The sequence below is a fragment of the Cytobacillus sp. BC1816 genome, assembly GCF_051353635.1.
GTDB classification, from domain to species: Bacteria; Bacillota; Bacilli; order Bacillales; family Cytobacillaceae; genus Cytobacillus; species Cytobacillus oceanisediminis_C.
Genome location: NZ_CP195611.1, coordinates 2,369,713 through 2,386,238, shown reverse-complemented (window position 1 = coordinate 2,386,238; position 16,526 = coordinate 2,369,713). Strand labels below are relative to the sequence as shown.

Below are 16,526 nucleotides of genomic sequence, written 5' to 3'. Positions count from 1 at the left end.
CACTCTTAGCTTTTTTTGATTTTTGAAGGATTATTAATCTTATATGTCACTGTTTCTTCTACAATGAATTCCTTGTCACAATCTTTGCCTTTAGGCAGTTTCTTTTTAACAATTTTCCCATCAAATTCAAGGCTTTCCCCTGGCTGAAGTTCAAATTTCTTTAGAGTTTTTGAGTGGGAGCACCAGCCAAGTCCCACTTCAATCGGTTCATTCTCTTGAATGACAACATCTTCTAAGACGATGACTTCATCATTATCTTCATTGAAATGGTTCCAGCTTAAGGCAAATTGTTTTACTTTAGCGGTAAAATGGACTTTTTCTGCTGGCAGTTCCAATGCAGGCTGTTTTTCCTTCTTGGCTTTTTTTGCTGAAGGCTTTGTCTTATTGCTGTTTTCAGCCGGATTCTTAGTAACGTCTTCATGCTTCTCATTTTCTTTTTTGGGAGCATCCTTTTCAGAAGGAGGAGCAGAGGAGGTATCCGCAAAATCAGCAGCCATTGCCTTTCCAAAGCTCGGGGACTGCATCTCTTTAAGATAAGCAGGGTGTATGCAGCTCAGATTTCCGTCCTGAAATTCAATTATAATTGTATAATAATCACCAGATTCACCGTATACCTGATAACCTTTCACGGTTACAAGGCGCTGCTGTGATTTTTCTTTATACCAAAATTCCTTCTTAACTTCCCTTGTAGTTGATAATCCCCATTCCCTGACTTTTTCTTCATAATGGGCATCGTCCTGAAAAGTTTCAAAATTCCCCACTGGAGGAAAATATGCCGTATTGTTTGGGTCTTCAATATGAGGCAGCGTTATTGCCAATCCGTCCACATCCTTTCAAGATTATTTTAATGGCCGTTCGTGATAAAATCAAAAATGAGGGAGGGTTTTTCCGATAACTTTTGAATATAGTTAATAAATGAATGACAGTTTTGCTGTAAAGGAGTCTATAAGATGAAGACATTCAACAACAGAAATGACGTTCCGCAAAATGAAAAATGGAATCTGGAAGACATTTATTCAAGTTTGGAAAAATGGGAGGAAGATTACCAGAGGATTGGACAATTAGCTGATAAGCTGAAGACCTATGATGGCAAGATTCAAGATGGTTATTCCCTGTATCAATATCTTGAGCACAAAGAAAAACTATCTTACATATTTAATAAGCTATATGCTTATGCGATGCTAAAAACAGATGAAGACACACGGATGTCTGATTCGCAGGCATTGGTGGACAGAGCAAAGCAATTAAGCGTAAAAATCAGTTCATGCACTTCTTTTTTTATGCCTTTTCTTTTAAGCCTGGATGAAGGAACCCTAAAAAGCTATATTGCTGAGGAAAAGGCCTTGAAATACTTTGAGGAAGACCTGCTCGAATCTTTCCGCTATAAGCCTCATGTCCTTAATAAAGACAAGGAAGAAATTCTGTCCCGCCTTGGCGAAGCACTTTCGGTTCCCAGTCATACATTTGGAATGATGAATAACGCTGATATAAAGTTTGGAGATATAACAAAAGACGATGGCGAAAAGATTGAACTGACACGCGGGATGTATGCAAAAATTATGGAAGAGGAAGACCGGGAAAAGAGAAAGGAAGCGTATAAGGCCTATTACCAGCCGTATATGCAGCTAAAGAATTCCATTTCTTCCACCCTTTCTGCTGCGATAAAAAACAATGTGAGCATGGCCAGTATCCGGAATTATCCTTCAGCCCTTGAAAAAGGATTATTTGGTGATAAGGTACCAAAGGAAGTATATGTAAATCTTATTGAGACAACTAAAAAAAATATCGGGGCAATGCATCAATATACCAGGATCCGCAAGAAACATTTAGGCCTTGACGAGCTGCGGCAATATGATTTGAGTGTTCCATTAGCAGAGGGTGTAAAACCTGATATATCTTACGAAGAAGCTTATGAAACGATGTGTAAAGCATTGGAGCCTCTTGGAGAGGATTATATTAATATTCTCAAGGAGTTTAAGTCGGGGCGCTATATTGATGTGCGGGAAACTCCAGGGAAGCGGTCAGGGGCGTATAACTTGGGCATCTATGGCGTTCATCCCTATATCCTCCTGAATCACCGTGATGATCTGGACAGCCTTTTTACACTTGCTCATGAATGCGGACATGGTGTCCACAGTAAGCTGAGCTCACAGCACCAGCCGCAGATTACCGCCCGTTACAGCATCTTTGTAGCGGAAGTGGCTTCAACAGTGAACGAAGTGCTTCTGATTAACTATTTGCTGAACAGAGAAAAGGATAAACAAGTCCGCAGGCATCTCCTTAATCATTTTATTGATCAGTTTAAAGGAACCTTCTTCACCCAAGTCATGTTTGCTGAGTTTGAGATGAAAACTCACGAATTAGCGGAAAAGGGAGAGCCGCTTAACGCTGAAGTTTTCAGCGGAATCTATGAACGCTTATTCCGCGAATATAATGGGGATGAGATTGTCTTTGATGAAGAGGTGAAATTCGGCTGGGCAAGGATCCCTCATTTTTACCGTCCATTTTATGTTTATAAGTACGCTACCGGATTTGCGTCTGCCATTCATTTGGCAGCGAAATTTCTTGAAGGGGACAAAGAAACGCTGCAAAGCTATCTTGAGTTCTTAAAAAGCGGTAGTTCCGATTATCCCCTTGAGCTGTTAAAGAAAACAGGAGTGGATCTGACTTCCCCATATCCAATTGAAAACTCACTTCGAAAATTCAAAGATCTTGTAGAAGAATTCGGAAACCAATAAAAATCTTGCCTGTTTCTTGACTTAGAAACAGGCTTTTTTACTGTCATAGTTAAAAGAACAGCTTGCTGAAATATAATTAATGGACAGGATGAAATATTCCTGCAATAATTGATGCAAACTTTAATTAAAACGAAGATAGTGCAAATATAATTGTGAAGGATGAAAGGATGAAAGTAATACTGGCAAGCCCAAATTTTCACCAGGCAAGAGGAAATACGGTTACCGTTCAGCGTATTTCTGATGGACTTAATAAGCTGGGCATCGAGACTAAAATCATTAATATCACAGACGATTACGAATTCACTTGCCTGCCAAAGGCTGATATTGTGCATGGCTTTAACGCTTACAGGTTTGGCGAATTTATTAAAGGACTTGGTAAAAGGCCTGAAAGATATGTCGTAACCATGACAGGCACAGACTTAAATATCGATCTTTATGATCCTGTAAAAAAAGCAGTGGTTATGGAAACCATCCTCCATGCCGAAGCCATACACGTATTTGATGAAGAAGCCAAGCTGGTACTGGCAAAAGAACTACCGGAAGCAAGAGATAAAATCAGCGTTATCCATCAGGGCACTGTAATATTTCCTGAACCTGGAGGCGATTATAAGAAAGAACCTGGCACTTTTTTATTTTTACTGCCGGCAGGGATCCGCAAGGTGAAAAATATTCCTTTTGCCATAGAAAAGCTTAAATTGATTTACGAAAAAAATCCTGAGATGCGATTTTGGCTGGCGGGCCCTATTATTGAAGAAGAAGAGGGGTATATTGTAAAATCCCTTGCAGAAGAGAATAAAGAGTGGATTCAATATCTTGGGCAAATCCCCCATCATCATATGGGGGAGCTATATAGGCAAGCTGATGCCGTACTGAATACATCCCATTCTGAAGGCCAGCCTGCTGCTATTTTGGAAGCAATGGAATATTGCCTTCCTGTACTTGCTGCCAATAACCTGGGCAACCGAAATATTATTGACCATCAGAAAACCGGTTTAATCTATACTAATACGGTCGAATTTCTTGATTATGCAGACAAACTAGTGAATAATTACGAGTTGAGGATAAAATTGGGGCGGGCTGCCAAATTTTATGTTGAGTGCAGCCATTCTTCAGAATATGAAGCTAAAATACTTCAAAAAATTTACAAAGCCATTTTAGAAAAGTCCCCAAGTAAATAATGAATAGGCAAGGAGAGAGAAATATGTCGAGAGAAGAAATCATAAAACTAACTTCTTTATCTACAAAAGGCGGCTGAGGATGCAAAATTGGTCCTGAAGACCTGGCGCAGGTTCTGCGTCATTTGCCAAAGTCTGTACCTGACCCCAACCTCTTAGTAGGACTGGATACATCTGATGATGCAGGCGTATATAAAATAAATGATGAAACTGCCCTGGTGCAGTCACTTGATTTCTTTACTCCTATCGTGGATGACCCGTATATGTTCGGGCAGATTGCCGCAGCCAATTCACTTAGCGATATTTACGCTATGGGCGGAAAGCCAATAACCGTTATGAATATTGTAGGTTTTCCAATCACAAAATTGGATAAAAGCATCCTTGCAGATATTCTTGCTGGGGCATCCGATAAAGTTAGAGAATCCGGTGCTGTTTTAGTTGGCGGGCACTCCATTGACGACCAGGAGCCAAAATTCGGTTTATCTGTGACTGGAACAGTACATCCTGAACGAGTTAGAACAAATGCAGGAGCCAAGCCTGGCGACAAACTGATTTTAACCAAGCCAATTGGCGTGGGCATTCTTACTCAAGCGATAAAAAGGGCTATGCTGGATCAGGAAGGAATCGACCGAGTAATGGAAGTCATGGCTGCCTTAAATAAAGACGCAGCGGAAGCTATGGATAACTACCAGGTCAATGCCTGCACAGACATTACCGGTTTTGGCCTTCTAGGCCACGCAATGGAGATTGCGGAAGGAAGCGGCACGGGCATTGCCATTGAAAGCAAAGCCGTTCCAATTCTTCCAAAAACAAGAGAGCTTGCTGAACAGAATATTATTCCAGGAGGCTCCAAAAAAAATCATAAATGGCTGTCCGGCCGGATTCAATATGAAAATATTGATGATGTGGACCAAGTGATACTATGTGATGCCATCACATCTGGGGGACTTTTAATAACCATCCCTGAAACAGAAGCTGAATTGCTCCTTAATGACCTTAAGGAAAAAGGAGTAGAATGGGCTTCCATCATTGGGACTGTCACAGATCAGAATCCTGGAAAGATTACTGTTATCTAAAAAAAAGGACTCGAAAAGAGTCCTTTTTTACCTTTACTAAATACGAAAAAAGGAAGTGCAAACATGAAAAAATTTTTAATGCTCATGACTATCTTTTCACTGCTGCTTTTGTCAGCATGCAGCGAAAATGAAGCAGATAACAAAGACGGAAACGGAAAAGAACAATCTAAAGAAACGTTCACCATTGGGGTCATCCCAGTTCAAACAGAGGGTTCCATGGAAGCTGCAATGGAGAAACTGCAGTCCACATTATCTGAAAAACTCGATAGGGATGTAGCTGTCGAAGTATATCCGGATTATAACGGGGTAGTGGAAGCCATGAACTACGATAAAATTGATATGGCTTATTTCGGCCCGTTAACATATGTTGTTGCACATGAGAAGAGCGGCGCAAAAGCCATCATTACACAGCTGATCGACGGAGAGCCATTCTATTATTCATATATCATTACCCATAAAGACCACCCATGGAATTCACTAGAAGATTTACTGAAAAACAGCAGTGAAGCTGACTTTGCCTTCGGTGATATCAATTCAACTTCAGGATCTCTTATCCCATCCATTGAATTGAAGGACCGCGAAGTCTACAAATCAGAGGATGAACACAGCTTTAAGTCCGTCAGATTTACCGGCTCGCATGATGCTACTGCATTGGCAGTTCAAAATAAGCAGGTTGATGCAGGTGCGATCGACAGCGCCATTTACAATCAATTAGTGGATTCAGGAAAAGTAGATGGAGATCAGATTAAAACGATCTGGAAATCAGAAAAGCTTTTTCAGTACCCTTGGGCTGTACATGAAAATACCGATGAAGAAACAATTAAAACATTAAAAGAAGCATTTCTAGCGATTAAAGATCCGGAAATTCTGGATGCTTTCGGGGCAAGCGGATTTACAGAGGCAAGCAATAAAGATTATGAAAGCATCCGCCAGGCTGCCCTAAAAGAGGGACTCATTAAAGAATAGGGCTGATAAGATTGTGGTTTAAAAAACACAGCATATTAACATATTTCGTGTTAGCTTTATTCGTTTATCTAAGCATGAGGCTAACGGAATTCGATTTATCGAAATTCAAAGACTTCCGCAATATGATTGACTTTCTGTCCCATTGGTTCCCGATGGATTTTTCTCTTCTTCCAAAGATACTTGAAGACAGTCTGGAAACATTGGCCATGGCTTTTTTGGGAAGCTTTTTCGGGCTTATTATCGGACTCCCTTTAAGCTTTATGGCCGCCAAAAACACGTCCGGCTCTAAACTTATTTACCATTTAACCAGAGTCGGCCTCAGCTTTGTCCGTTCCATCCCTGAAATTGTTTTCGGTCTAATTCTTCTTACGGCTCTTGGACTTGGTCCTTTTCCTGCTGTCCTGGCCATTATGTTTCATAACATTGGGGTTCTGGGAAAACTGATCTCAGAACTCATTGAAGCATCCGATCCCGGCCCGCAGGAGGCCATGAAAGCAGTAGGTGCTAAAAGCTGGTTTGCTTCCCTGTTCAGCATCCTGCCTCAAATATGGCCAAATGTATTGTCGAATTACTTCTACCGGTTTGAGGTTGCCATTCGAACTTCTCTTATATTGGGGTTTATTGGAGGTGGAGGAATTGGCCAGAGACTTTTTAATGATTTTAAAACCTTCCAATACAGTTCAGTTTCACTCGATGTACTGATCATAATGATCATTGTTATTCTTGTGGATCTTTTCGGAAGCTATGTTAGGAACCGAGTGATATAAAGGAGGCCTGAAATGCTTGAGATTCGAAATATAACAGTCCGTTATGCCGGCATGAAGCATAATGCCCTGAATTCCATAAACCTGACGATCCATCCTGGTGATTTTGTTTGTGTGTTAGGTAAAAGCGGTGCTGGAAAATCCACTTTAATCCGCTGTTTAAACGGTTTGCAGACACCATCATCTGGGGAAATCATCTGGGATGGCCTATCCTTTTCTGCACTGAGTGATGAACAGCTTCGAAAAATCCGCAGGGAGATGGGAATGATCTTTCAGCATTTTAATTTAATTCCCCGATTGACTGTCCTGCAAAATGTTCTGACAGGCATGTTCGGCTACAGGAACAGCTTCAAAAATCTTATTGGATGGTTCACAGATGAAGAAAAAGCTCAGGCTGCACAAGTCATTGCAGAGGTGGGCTTAGCCGATTTTGCCAATCGCAGGGTCGAGCATCTTAGTGGCGGGCAGAAACAGAGAGTCGGCATTGCAAGGGCTCTCCTTCAAAAGCCAAGTTTCCTTCTAGGCGACGAGCCTGTTGCGAGCCTGGATCCGGGAACTTCAGACCGCATATTCAGCTTGCTTCAGGAGATGCATGAGCGTCATAGGCTTCAAACCATTATAAATGTCCATGATGTTCAGTTAGCTAAACGATATGCAACCCGCATTATCGCTTTAAAAGATGGGGAAGTCGTTTTTGATGATAAACCAGAGCAGTTTACAGACGATATGTATGCATTTACATATGATGCTGAAAGTTATGGCGAAAAGTCATATATCCGTTCGACTTAGTAAAGGAGGAAGAGGAAATGGCCAATTGTCCATGAGTAGTGGATAGCTCGAACGTCGTGTACGTTTCGAATGACCCTGATATCAAACTATTTAATGAAGGCCATACATCGAAGAAAACAGTGGTATTGACCTTTGATGATGGACCAGGAAGAGTTCTTCCGGAAATATTGGATATCTTGAAGGAAGAGAATGTTCCAGCTGTATTCTTCTGGCAATCCAGGCTTTTATACCCTCAGCGTCCGTGGGGAAGAGTCATGGAAGAAGGTCATCAGATAGGTACCCACTCTTCAAAGCATTCCAACTATGTTAACCTGACTCCACATGAACAAATCCAGGATCTCCACAACAGCAAAACTAAGATTGAGTCCATCATCGGCCAGGAAGTGAAGCTATTCCGGCCCCCATATGGGCAGTACAATGAACACACTATAGCTGCAGCCAAACAGCTTGGGCTATCAACCATCATGTGGAGAATATCGTCAATGGACTGGGAGCTCAAAGAACAGCCTGAACAAATTATCGCAAACGTCATAGAGAACCTGGAAGAGGGAGCGATCATTCTTTTGCATGAATTAGCCCAGACTGTTGAAGCTCTTCCTGCTTTAATTGCTGAGATCCGAAATAAAGGCTATGAATTCAGTTTGCTCTAAAAAGTATCCTTGTGCAGGATACTTTTTTTGTGCAGTGAAAAAAGCAGTATTTTTTTAAAAGCAGATTGATATATATTGTGGAGATAGGATGCAATTAAGGGGGAGCGCCAGCTTGTTTACTAATATTGTGACTTCAAACGGGACTCTAAATGACCGTTTCATTTTAAGAAGAGAGAACTTATATCAGGGAGCGAACGGCCGGTTTGTAGAGCGTTTTTTTATTGATGCGTCAAAAAGCTATATTTTCAAACCTCTGACAAACAATACTCAGCTGGGAAAAGAAGTGTGGATTTTCGAGAATGTCCTGGCAGAACTCCCGCTAAAGTTTCCAAAAATCCTGTCGTACTCCGTTCAAAACAAACTAAGCAATAATTGGATTATTTTAGAAGACCTTGGCACCATTACACATACTTTTGATCCCAATATTGCACTGGAAATAACTGCATTAATGGCCAAATGGCACTCTTTGCCCGCTGAGCGGTTTTCCCATGCACAGCTGAAAGGTCCAAAACCGCCTATTGAGGAGATGGCAGACCATATTCTGCAGAACAAAGAGAAAGTTTTTACTATTCTTAGGTTACATAATGTTTCAGAGCATTTAGGCAATATCATTTTCAGCGCATTTACCAGTAAACCCTTTTCCGCTGTGAAGGTTCTTTGCCATGGGGATTTGCACCAGGGGAATTTTGGGTATGCGGGCGATAAGACAGTGGTTCTGGACTGGGAACATTGCCACTTGAACACACCTTTATGGGATTTGTTCCATTTAATCGATATTTCACATCCGGATTTCCCAAAGCCTAATAACCATACTTTGCGAAATATGATTCTGGACTGTTATTGTGAAGAAATTCAGATTTCTGCTCCTGACAGGAAAAAATTCAAACAGGAATATTATTTGTTTTCAGCTGTTTATTCGGTTTGGATGATGTTGCTAATACAATCAGATTTAGACAATCAAAGAGAGAAATGGACTCCAGAACAGCTTTCGAGGCAATTAAAAGAGACAATACGCAATCTTGTTGAATGTGCGGAAGAAATCATTTAGAACGAAAGTCAGTTCATGCTGATTGACACAATTTAACTAATATGATATTTAAATATTGTTTGGCACTCTTAAGACTTGAGTGCTAAAGTAAGGAATATTTGAAAGGGGAGAGACTAACATGGAAACAAAACAGTTTCAGGCAGAATCCAAGAGATTATTGGAAATGATGATCAACTCCATTTACTCTCAAAGAGAGGTGTTTCTGAGGGAGCTTATTTCCAACAGCAGCGATGCGATCGATAAGATCTACTATAAAGCACTTACAGACGATTCCTTAACGTTTGACAAAGAGAGTTACTACATAAAGGTCGTTCCTGATAAGGGAAACAGAACATTAACAATCAAAGATACAGGCATTGGAATGACAAAGGAAGAGCTGGAAAACAACCTTGGCATCATTGCTAAAAGCGGTTCTCTGGCTTTTAAGAAAGAACAGGAGATTAAAGATGGCCATGATATTATTGGCCAATTCGGCGTAGGATTTTATGCGGCATTCATGGTCGCTGATGTTGTAACTGTGATCAGCAAAGCCCTTGGCAGTGAACAGGCGTACAAATGGGAATCCCATGGGGCGGAAGGATATACGATTACGCCATGTGAAAAAGAGGCAGTCGGAACTGATATTATCCTTAAGATAAAAGAAAATACGGAAGATGAAAGCTTTGATGAATACCTCGAAGAGTACCGCTTAAAATCGATCATAAAGAAATACTCAGACTTCATCCGCTATCCAATTAAGATGGATGCAGCAATCAAAGAACCAAAAGAAGACGCTGAGAATGAGAATATAGGAAGCACCGAAGAGCAGACCATCAATAGCATGGTTCCAATTTGGCGGAAAAATAAGAGTGAACTGACAGACGAAGATTATGAAAAATTTTATCAGGAAAAGCATTATGGCTTCGACAAGCCTGTAAAGCATATCCATATTAATGTGGATGGCACAATCCGCTATAATGCAATTTTATATCTTCCTGAGAATATTCCATTTGATTATTATTCAAAGGAATATGAAAAAGGCCTCGAGCTATATTCCAATGGCGTATTAATTATGAATAAGTGCGGAGACCTTCTGCCTGATTATTTCAGCTTTGTAAAGGGTATGGTGGACTCTGAAGATTTATCACTTAACATTTCAAGGGAAATGCTTCAGCATGATCGGCAGCTGAAGCTCATTGCGAAAAACATCAGCAAAAAGATTAGAAACGAACTTCAAAGTCTGATGAAAAATGAGCGGGAAAAATATGAACTATTTTATAAATCGTTTGGAAGACAATTAAAATATGGTGTATACAGCGATTTCGGAACTCATAAAGAAATGCTCCAGGATTTATTGTTGTTCTATTCTTCAAAAGAAAAGAATTTAGCATCACTTGATGAATATATATCAAGGATGAAGGATGACCAGAAATATATTTATTACGCAGCTGGTGAGTCACATGAAAGAATAGAAAAGCTCCCGCAAACTGAACTTTTGGCTGATAAGGGTTATGAAATACTGTACTTTACAGAAGATATTGACGAGTTTGCCATTAAGATGCTTATGACCTATAAAGAGAAGGAATTCAAGTCTGTCTCAAGCGGAGATCTCGGCATAGAGAATGAGGAAGAAAAGGTATCCGAATCAGAAGAAAAAGAACATAAGGAATTGTTCAGCAGCATGAAAGAAATTTTGTCAGGAAAAGTGACTGATGTACGAATTTCCAAAAGGCTTAAAAGCCACCCGGTTTGCCTGACAGCTGATGGAGAAGTCACCATTGAGATGGAAAAAGTCCTTAGCAGCATGCCGGATAATCAAGACGTAAAAGCAAATAAGGTTTTGGAAATCAATTCAAACCATGAAGTCTTCCAAGTCTTAAAAAATGCTTTGGAAAATGATAAAGAAAAATTATATCTGTATACAAACCTCCTATATAACCAGGCGCTGCTGATTGAAGGCCTTCCTATCAGTGATCCTGTGGAGTTTACGAATGATATTTGCAAAGTAATGGTTTAACAAAACGTTTTAACAGCCCGAATCAATCGGGCTGCTTTTTTTTGTACTCAATTATTGCTGGCGGAAAGAACCTGCATAATTGAATGGCGAACCAGTCTGAAATTGACTCTGGTTATTAAAAGGCTGCTGCATTGCTGAAAGACTTCCTCCAGCCATCTCTTGTCCAGTAAGCTGTCCCTGCATTTGAATGCAAATGTGTACGACTTCCTGGCATCGCTGATTGGCTAAATCATGGCTTTGCAGGCTTTGTTCAATTAATTGGGCAGCCTGCTTTTCACGTAGGAGGCTGTTAATATGCATACAACTCAACATGGAATACTGCAGGCAAGTCAAGCCAGGCAGCTTGCTCAGCAGCTGATTCAGCAGACACAGCAGGGAAGCCAGCAATATCGTATGATGCTTCAGCAGGAACAGGAGAACATTCAAATGCTTGAGCAGATAATGTTTTGGGACAATTGCCCCTTTGATATATTTCTCATTGCTCAACACCAGCACACTAGAAAAATAAATCAATAAAAGGAATCATTTTCTTACGCCAAGTAACTTAATTCAAGTGCAGCTATATATGGAATAATTTTTGTGCTAATAACCAGACTAACAACTAAAGGAGGGAGATTATGCAGCATTCCAAGGCATTGGCTCTAAAATTTCCCGCAAGTTTTGTTCTCTTATATATCATTCTCGGAGTATTCTTTGGAATGAGCTTTGTAAATGTATTTATTATAACAGCCATTCTGGGCATTACAGCTTATATTCTTGGTGATATGCTCATACTCCCAGGGAGCAGCAATGTAATTGCAACGGCAGCCGACTTTGGATTGGCTTTTTTGCTCATCTGGTTTTTGAGTTCAATTTTAACCAATGGTTACAATCTTATTGCAATGTCAATAGCCGCAGCTCTTGGAGTCGCATTATTTAAATATCTATTCCACTTATTTTTGCTCAGAAATATGACAGAAGCAAGTAATGAAAAAGGCACTATTAACCAAGGAAATCTCCGCTTTAATACTGAAGTTTCCGAGGACTTAACACCTGTTAGACCGGATGTAAGAAGCGAAGAGGATAAATAACACATTCTGAAAGCTCTTGGAAAGGGGATTATTATGTCAGTTTTCGTTTACCAGACATTTGAAGTAAAGCAGGACAGTTTTGTTGAAGCTTTAAAAAACATGAGAATGATCCAAAGCTACCGAAACGAGAATTATCAGCATGAGGTTGAGCTATTATCCCCCATTTCAGGAAAAGACCATACTTATGCTTTTCTTTTCAAATATGAAGGTCTCGCTGAAATGGAGCTTCAAAACAGAAAGATGTTTGAGGATGAAGAATATAAAAAGCTAATCGAACAATTCTTCCTACAAGATATTGTCCAGGGCAGCATGAACACACAGATGTTCAGATCTGTTACAGGGTTAAAAAGCGACAGTTCAGAACAAAAGAAATAAATGCTTTGGCATCATCCTTTACAGATTTGAACGGAAGCCGATCACCAAAAGGAATCGGCTTATTTATTTGAATTGAAAACAAAAGAACGATTAACAGCCTTAGAAGCTAAACAGGAGGTACACCATGGACTTCTTTCTTCCCAGCGGAAATTCCTCAAAAAAAAGTGATTCCGGTGACCTAAAATGGTGGCAATTATCATTAATAGGTGTTGGCTGTACGATTGGGACCGGTTTCTTTCTCGGTTCCGCCATTGGCATTAAGATCACCGGACCATCCATTGTATTTTCATTTATATTAGCGGCACTTGGAACCTATATCGTCTATAATCTTTTGGCTAAAATGACAGCTGAAGACCCTCAGGAAGGATCTTTTTGCTATTACGCTAATAAAGCCTATGGAAAGTGGGCAGGTTTTAGCTGCGGCTGGAATTACTGGTGCTCAAATATACTTATCATGGGAAGCCAATTAACCGCGCTCTCCATTTTGACAAGATTTTGGTTTCCTCATGTGCCCCTTTGGGTCTTTGCAGCCGGTTATGCCATCCTCTCCATTATAGTGGTATTAACAGGCAACAAAGGTTTTGACAAGGTGGAGGACCTGTTTGCAGTTATTAAAACAGCAGCCATTATTATGTTTATCATCCTCGCAGCCGCTGCTTTGTCCGGAGTGATTGATGGAGATGCCAGGCATCCCGGATTCCCCGGTTCTTCAGGGGATTGGTTTCCTGAAGGCTTTAAGGGCTTCTGGTCATCCTTGATTTATGCTTTTTATGCATACGGAGGAATTGAAGTTATCGGGCTAATGGCAACAAGGTTAAAAAAGAAGGAGGATGCACCCAAGGCGGGCATCATTATGCTGATCGTCCTTGTCATCATCTATGTCATTTCTCTTGGCTTAGCCGTGTATATGGCTTCACATGGTGCTTTTAATGAAAAAGAGAGTCCTTTTGTAACTGCAATGGATAAGTATAATCTGGCCTTCTTCCCGCACGTTTTTAATGCTGCAATCATTATTGCCGGCTTCTCTACGATGACCGCTTCACTGTTTGGAGTAACAGCCTTACTGGTTACTATGGCTAATGATGGCGATGCTCCAGCGGTATTTTCAAAAAAGATAACGAAGTGGAAGGACCTTCCTTTACCTTCGCTGGGATTGGCTACAGCCGGTTTAATTGCATCCATCGTAACCGCCTTATTGCTGCCAGGCAAAATATATGAGTATATCACTACTGCTGCTGGTATATTAATTTTATTCAATTGGTCATTCATCATCATTTCAGCTCTTCGGATTCTGGAAAATAAAGTGTTCGGAAAGATAATGGCTGCGGCGGGATTGCTTCTGATCCTGGCTGCGGTAAGCGGCACATTAATTGAAAAGTCAATAAGGTTTGGATTTTTTGTCAGTTTAATATTTGTGGCATTAATAGCGATCGTGGCCTTAATTATGCAAAAAAAAGTATGGAAAAAAGAGGGCGGGAGCAGCTGTTAACAATAAGAAACAAACACCAGTTTTCATTCTGGTGTTTGTTCAGTTTTTAGACACTGGCAGCCGTTTTATATAAATATCTGCAAGAAATAACCGAAAAGGGTTGTTAAAGGAATTCACTAAAATATCATTGCAGAATTTTAAATATAGGAAGAGGGCGGACTCTGTTTTTCAAGTCCTCTTGATGGACAAGCTTACTTTAAATATGGGGATAATTTCTGAATGATTTGATTCAGCTTAAGAGTATTTTTTTCATACATTTGTTGTGCCTTCTTGGAATCAGTCTGCAGGGAAAACACTTCGAGGTCAGCTGCACACTTTTTTATCATTGCCATAAGCAGAGGACGCTGTTGTGGTGCAGGAACCTTTAGTGAATCATCAAAAATATCTACAGTCAGTTCTCCATAAGAATTAATTTGACCCAAAAAAATGTTATCAATGGTCAAACCCAGTTTTTCTATCTCCATGTAAAGCCATTTTCTCGTTTTCCCTGACTCAGCAAGGGGATCGTTTAGAATTTTCCCATCCATAATAACCGTTTGCGGCTCTTTTTCCTGAGGCAAATTCAATTGAAGATCCTTTGGGGTAAGCGGCTGGTTTTCTTTCTTCAGCATGATGCTAAGGTCTCCGCGCGGCTCTAAAACAGCAAACTCCACATCTGCTGTTTTAAAAACATTTTTTTGGCGAAGCAGGGAGGATAAATCATCAATCGAATATCTTTCTTTTTTTAAATTATCTTCTAATATTTTTCCATCTTTAATAAAGATTGTACCTTTTCCTTCAAAGAAATCACGGAAGCTTTTACTCTTAAGCGAGAGAATATCAGCAAATAATGTAACCAGACCAAAAATCAAAATAGAAAAGATTCCGCTGGCCCAGTGGTTATCCAGCCCCATAATAATTTCACCGGCTATACTTCCTATTGTAATTCCTGATACATATTCAAAAAATGAAAGCTCTGATATTTGTTTTTTTCCTATCAGTTTGGTTATAGCAAATAAAACACCTGCGAATAAAATAGAACGTGCACCAATAAGCAGCCATTCTGGCATATTTTCATCTCCAAGTTCAGTTAGTTTGGTTTATATTGCGGTTCCTCAAACTCTATAACCTTTTTTCGGTGTTCAAGATCAGTTTTTATCTCGCTAATTTCCAGCATTGATTCATGGAATAGGCGCTTTGCTTCTTCATCCATTGAGGTTAAAGCCAGGTTTGATAACTGTGCTTCTATAGAACGTATGGCTGCAAGACATTGATTTACATTCGAAGCAATTGTCATTGGGATCACACCATTCAAGATAGAATTAATAATTGAAATAGGGCCGGCATATGCCAGCCTGTTTGTCTACTGATTATATTGTGGTTCCTCTTGCTGAATCTCTTGAAGCCTTGGTTCAAGGCTGTCAATAATCGATTGTGTTTGCTGTGCGGCATTCTGATACAGCTGCTTAGCATTTTGGTTTTCCGTAGCCAGTGCAAACGTTTCAAAGCTGGCCTGTGCGCTCTTCAAGCCAACAATTGCTTGCTTTACTTGAGTTCCAACTGTCATCTTTAATTCCTTCTTTCAAATGAGAAATAAACTACACAATATATTATTACTTTTTATTGAATGCTTATGTAATAAACTTCATACCAAATTCAGTAAGCTTATCATATAGGGCGATCTGGATCTCCCTTGGAAGACCTGGCTGCAAGCTGCCATATTAAAAAGGCACTATATCCGTTCATTTCCATAATTAAAATTACCATTAGATTAACATCCTATTTACTATAGCTTATGAAGGAGGGGGACCTAAATAAATCATGTTCCGTAATATTTTATTATCAATATGGATATTCCTGGATCCTTTTTATTATCCTTTTACCCGGTTACAGCATCTTACAGCAGATCCGGAAAAAGGAGGAGTTTTTCGCGTGAGGCTAACAAAATATAAAGGGAATGACATTCAATTATCTGACGGTGCTATCATAAGAAAAAATGATCTTTTACTTAAAATTCATCTGCATAATGTCAGGCTGTTAAATGATTTTAACTATATGACAAATGAATTATTAAAAGGAAGAGCCATCTATAAACGTGTTAAGGATTCTATGCCGCTTTTGACTGCATTTATCCTCAACCATCCGGAAGAAACGAAAATAAAAGGGGTTATTGGCATCACCCTTATAAACAAGGGATTCAGTGCGCTTGGGTTTGAATGCATACCTCCAAAAAATAAACTTTACTGCTGGTTTAAAAAAACATTTCAATTGCCTATATATTTTTTGTCGTGTTCAAAAATTTCTGCTGCAAATATTAAAAAGCATCGCACTGTTTACTTATTGATGTCTAAAGAAAACCTGATTAATAAATATAAATAAAAGATGCAGACTGTTTCCTCTAACTCCCACTA

The 16,526-nt window shown here is 39.8% G+C and carries 18 protein-coding genes and 1 pseudogene; 14 read left to right on the top strand and 5 right to left on the bottom strand.

The window, feature by feature from the left end; translation table 11 throughout:
• Window positions 1-5: 5 nt before the first annotated feature.
• The gene (locus tag ACR42H_RS12260) at window positions 6-827 is read right to left on the bottom strand and encodes a hypothetical protein (protein ID WP_258549791.1); all 822 of its coding nucleotides are present in this window, start codon (window positions 825-827) and stop codon (window positions 6-8) included.
• A gap of 123 nt (window positions 828-950) precedes the next feature.
• On the opposite strand from ACR42H_RS12260, the gene pepF reads away from it, so the two are divergent.
• The 9 genes from pepF (at window position 951) to htpG (ending at window position 11,202) form a co-directional block, all read left to right on the top strand.
• Window positions 951-2,738: an oligoendopeptidase F gene (gene pepF, locus ACR42H_RS12255; RefSeq protein ID WP_436376448.1), complete on the top strand. Its 1,788-nt coding sequence runs from the start codon at window positions 951-953 to the stop codon at window positions 2,736-2,738.
• 167 nt (window positions 2,739-2,905) lie between these two features.
• Window positions 2,906-3,916 carry a glycosyltransferase gene (locus ACR42H_RS12250; protein WP_436376446.1) on the top strand — a complete coding sequence of 337 codons (1,011 nt, stop codon included), beginning with the start codon at window positions 2,906-2,908 and terminating at the stop codon, window positions 3,914-3,916.
• Window positions 3,917-3,939: 23 nt separating this feature from the next.
• Window positions 3,940-4,989, top strand: coding sequence for a selenide, water dikinase SelD (gene selD / locus ACR42H_RS12245; RefSeq protein WP_208326885.1), 1,050 nt, complete (start codon window positions 3,940-3,942; stop codon window positions 4,987-4,989).
• A gap of 63 nt (window positions 4,990-5,052) precedes the next feature.
• A complete protein-coding gene (phnD, locus tag ACR42H_RS12240; RefSeq protein WP_113880854.1) occupies window positions 5,053-5,955 on the top strand; it encodes a phosphate/phosphite/phosphonate ABC transporter substrate-binding protein in 903 nt (300 codons plus the stop codon).
• Window positions 5,956-5,966: 11 nt separating this feature from the next.
• Window positions 5,967-6,722: a phosphonate ABC transporter, permease protein PhnE gene (gene phnE / locus ACR42H_RS12235; RefSeq protein WP_436376444.1), complete on the top strand. Its 756-nt coding sequence runs from the start codon at window positions 5,967-5,969 to the stop codon at window positions 6,720-6,722.
• A gap of 12 nt (window positions 6,723-6,734) precedes the next feature.
• Complete coding sequence (gene phnC / locus ACR42H_RS12230) at window positions 6,735-7,508, top strand: phosphonate ABC transporter ATP-binding protein (protein WP_113880852.1); 774 nt, start codon at window positions 6,735-6,737, stop codon at window positions 7,506-7,508.
• Between the two features lie 38 nt (window positions 7,509-7,546).
• Window positions 7,547-8,158, top strand: coding sequence for a polysaccharide deacetylase family protein (locus tag ACR42H_RS12225; protein ID WP_436376441.1), 612 nt, complete (start codon window positions 7,547-7,549; stop codon window positions 8,156-8,158).
• Window positions 8,159-8,270: 112 nt separating this feature from the next.
• Window positions 8,271-9,206 carry a phosphotransferase gene (locus tag ACR42H_RS12220; RefSeq protein ID WP_436376439.1) on the top strand — a complete coding sequence of 312 codons (936 nt, stop codon included), beginning with the start codon at window positions 8,271-8,273 and terminating at the stop codon, window positions 9,204-9,206.
• Between the two features lie 118 nt (window positions 9,207-9,324).
• Window positions 9,325-11,202, top strand: coding sequence for a molecular chaperone HtpG (htpG, locus tag ACR42H_RS12215; RefSeq protein WP_436376437.1), 1,878 nt, complete (start codon window positions 9,325-9,327; stop codon window positions 11,200-11,202).
• 51 nt (window positions 11,203-11,253) lie between these two features.
• On the opposite strand, the gene ACR42H_RS12210 is transcribed toward htpG, so the two are convergent.
• Window positions 11,254-11,502: a hypothetical protein gene (locus ACR42H_RS12210; RefSeq protein ID WP_436376435.1), complete on the bottom strand. Its 249-nt coding sequence runs from the start codon at window positions 11,500-11,502 to the stop codon at window positions 11,254-11,256.
• Here ACR42H_RS12210 and ACR42H_RS12205 point away from each other — a divergent pair.
• The 4 genes and pseudogenes from ACR42H_RS12205 to ACR42H_RS12190 form a co-directional block, all read left to right on the top strand.
• Window positions 11,497-11,644, top strand: a pseudogene (locus tag ACR42H_RS12205) (hypothetical protein); the annotation flags it as partial. The gene ACR42H_RS12210 and the pseudogene ACR42H_RS12205 overlap by 6 nt on opposite strands.
• Before the next feature lie 175 nt (window positions 11,645-11,819).
• Window positions 11,820-12,272, top strand: coding sequence for a YndM family protein (locus ACR42H_RS12200; RefSeq protein WP_436376433.1), 453 nt, complete (start codon window positions 11,820-11,822; stop codon window positions 12,270-12,272).
• Window positions 12,273-12,305: 33 nt separating this feature from the next.
• Window positions 12,306-12,647 carry a hypothetical protein gene (locus ACR42H_RS12195; RefSeq protein ID WP_113880846.1) on the top strand — a complete coding sequence of 114 codons (342 nt, stop codon included), beginning with the start codon at window positions 12,306-12,308 and terminating at the stop codon, window positions 12,645-12,647.
• A gap of 124 nt (window positions 12,648-12,771) precedes the next feature.
• Window positions 12,772-14,136 (top strand): amino acid permease, encoded by a 1,365-nt coding sequence (locus tag ACR42H_RS12190; protein WP_436376431.1) that lies wholly within the window; start codon window positions 12,772-12,774, stop codon window positions 14,134-14,136.
• Between the two features lie 191 nt (window positions 14,137-14,327).
• Here the strand turns inward: ACR42H_RS12190 and ACR42H_RS12185 are convergent, their stop codons facing one another.
• The 3 genes from ACR42H_RS12185 to ACR42H_RS12175 all read right to left on the bottom strand — a co-directional run bounded on the left by ACR42H_RS12185 (window position 14,328) and on the right by ACR42H_RS12175 (window position 15,682).
• On the bottom strand, window positions 14,328-15,185 hold the full coding sequence (locus ACR42H_RS12185) for a DUF421 domain-containing protein (protein ID WP_113880844.1): 858 nt from the start codon (window positions 15,183-15,185) through the stop codon (window positions 14,328-14,330).
• A gap of 20 nt (window positions 15,186-15,205) precedes the next feature.
• Window positions 15,206-15,412: a DUF1657 domain-containing protein gene (locus ACR42H_RS12180; protein ID WP_009334652.1), complete on the bottom strand. Its 207-nt coding sequence runs from the start codon at window positions 15,410-15,412 to the stop codon at window positions 15,206-15,208.
• Between the two features lie 66 nt (window positions 15,413-15,478).
• The gene (locus ACR42H_RS12175; RefSeq protein WP_009334653.1) at window positions 15,479-15,682 is read right to left on the bottom strand and encodes a DUF1657 domain-containing protein; all 204 of its coding nucleotides are present in this window, start codon (window positions 15,680-15,682) and stop codon (window positions 15,479-15,481) included.
• A gap of 254 nt (window positions 15,683-15,936) precedes the next feature.
• On the opposite strand from ACR42H_RS12175, the gene ACR42H_RS12170 reads away from it, so the two are divergent.
• On the top strand, window positions 15,937-16,494 hold the full coding sequence (locus ACR42H_RS12170; RefSeq protein WP_436376428.1) for a YkoP family protein: 558 nt from the start codon (window positions 15,937-15,939) through the stop codon (window positions 16,492-16,494).
• Window positions 16,495-16,526: the final 32 nt, after the last annotated feature.